Source organism: Mycobacterium sp. D16Q13, assembly GCF_002013375.1.
GTDB lineage: Bacteria > Actinomycetota > Actinomycetes > Mycobacteriales > Mycobacteriaceae > Mycobacterium.
In genome coordinates, this window is the sequence record NZ_MAEW01000034.1 from 1 (window position 1) to 2,277 (window position 2,277).

General features: G+C 62.0%; 1 protein-coding gene. It reads left to right on the forward strand.

Features of this window, described 5'->3' with window-relative positions; genetic code table 11:
- Positions 1–29: 29 nt before the first annotated feature.
- On the forward strand, positions 30–2,277 hold a 2,248-nt coding region (locus B4400_RS24230), incomplete at its 3' end, for an MMPL family transporter (RefSeq protein WP_078356043.1).

Sequence of the window (2,277 nt, forward strand, 5' to 3'; positions counted from 1 at the left end):
GCCGCAGTCGCATGCACGGTGACGGCAGCATGACCTCGGGTCAGCAGCCGCCGGAGGACGCGGATACCGGTCCGGTGCAGATATCTTCGGCACCGCCGGTGGCGAAGGAACCCGAGAAGCGCTCTGCGCCAGTGCGATTGCTCCGGGTACTCGCGATTCCGGTGGTGATTTTCTGGGTGGTGGCTGCCGCCGCCCTGAACATCTTCGTGCCCACCCTGGAAGAAACCACCGCGGCCAACGCTAAGGCGATGATTCCGCGTGATGCACCCTCGTCGGCTGCCGCCATCACCCAGGGGCAGGACTTCCAGGAGTCCGATTACACCAGCATGGCCGTGGTTGTCCTAGAAACAGAGGGCCGCACGCTCGGCGAGCAGGACCACCGCTACTACGACGAGATGGTCCGCCGTCTGCTTGACGACAAAGAGCATGTGCAGTCGCTGATGAATCTGTGGGGTGACCCGGTCACCCGTTCGGGTCAGCAGAGCGCTGACGCGCAGGCCGCAACGCTGACCGTCAGACCTGCCGGAGATTTGGGCGATGCCGACTCCAACAGGTCGATCAAGGCCATCCGCGGCATCATCGAGAAGCTGGACAAGGAGAAGCCCGAGGGGCTCAACGTCTACGTCAGTGGTCCGGCGCCGTTGGCCTCGGACACCCTCAACGCCGCCGATGAAAGCATGGTCACGCTGACCATCGTCACTGTCGTGGTGATCATCGCCATGTTGCTCATCGCCTACCGATCGTTCACCCGGGCGATCATTCCGCTGTTCGGCGTGTTGATTACGTTGGCCACCGCGCGCGGCGTGGTCTCGCTGCTGGTCGAAAATCACATCATCGGGATCTCGTCGTTCGCGATGAACATGGCCGTATCCCTTGTCCTGGGTGTGGCTACCGATTACGGCATCTTCTATCTCGGTCGTTTTCAGGAGGCCCGGCGCGCGGGGGAGGACCGGGAGTCGGCGTACTACACCTCGGTGCGCAGCGTGGCTCACGTCGTCCTGGGATCGGGCATCGCCATATCGGGTGCGTGCCTGTGCCTGAGCCTGACGACCCTGGACTACTTCCGCACGCTCGGTCCGCCGTGTTTCGTGGCCATGGTTGTGGCCGTTATCGCGGCGCTCACGCTGGGTCCGGCGCTGTTGACGCTGGGGAGCAAGGTGCCCTGGTTGTCCGAGCCGGCCAAGACCAGCCCGGTCTGGCGCAAGCTGGGCACGGCCATCGCTAAGTGGCCTGTCGCGATGATCGCGGTTGCGGCGCTGGTGATTCCGTTGTGCATCGCGAACCTGGCCAACTACACGGTGAGCTACAACGATCGTGATTACGCACCTAAGAGCGTCGAGTCGTCTCGCGGGTACGACGCCGCGGATCGGCACTTCCAGCCGAGTCAGCTCTCGATCGACACCTTGTACATCAAGGCCGATCACGATATGCGCAACACCACCGACATGATCAGCCTGGATCGCATCGCCAAGAATATTGTTCGCACGCCAGGTGTTTCGATGGTGCAGAGCATCACCCGTCCCAACGGGCGCCCGCTGGAACATGCCTCGCTGCCCTACGCGATGGGTTCGATGGGAACCAAGATCGGCCAAAATCTGGGGTTCCTGAAAGACCGCGTCGCCGATATCGACACCATGGCCGCCCGGATGGGCGACATGATGCAGTTGAGTAAGAACATGGCGGACATCACCGGCCAGCTGTCCGCGGGTACGCACATGTCCGTGGAAGCTTCGCGGGGTCTGAAGGCCGCGATGGACAAGACGCGCGACAACCTGGCCACCTTCGATGACTTCTTCCGGCCAGTGCGCAACTATTTGTACTGGGAGCCGCACTGCTTCGACATTCCGATCTGTTGGGCCATGCGCTCGCTCAATGAATCGGTCGACAATATCGACGAGGCGACCTCGCAGCTGGGCCCGATGGTCGATGGCCTGAGCATGGTGGACGCGGCCACGCCGCAGATGATCACGCAGCTCAACGCGATGGTGCAGAACATGGCTGTCATGCAGCAGCTGACCTTGACGATGCAAAGCCTGTTCCACGCCACCATCGCCCAGCTGGAACCGATGATCAATCCGATGGTCGATATGGGCAAGGCGTTCGATAACGCCAAGAACGACGACTTCTTCTTCATGCCACCGGAGTCATTCAAGACCAAGGATTTTCAGACCGGCCTGAAGTTCATGATGACACCCGACGGCAAGGGCGCCCGAATCCTGATCTACCACCAGGGCGAGGCCATGAGCCCGGAGGGCATCGATCAGATCCAGCGGGCCG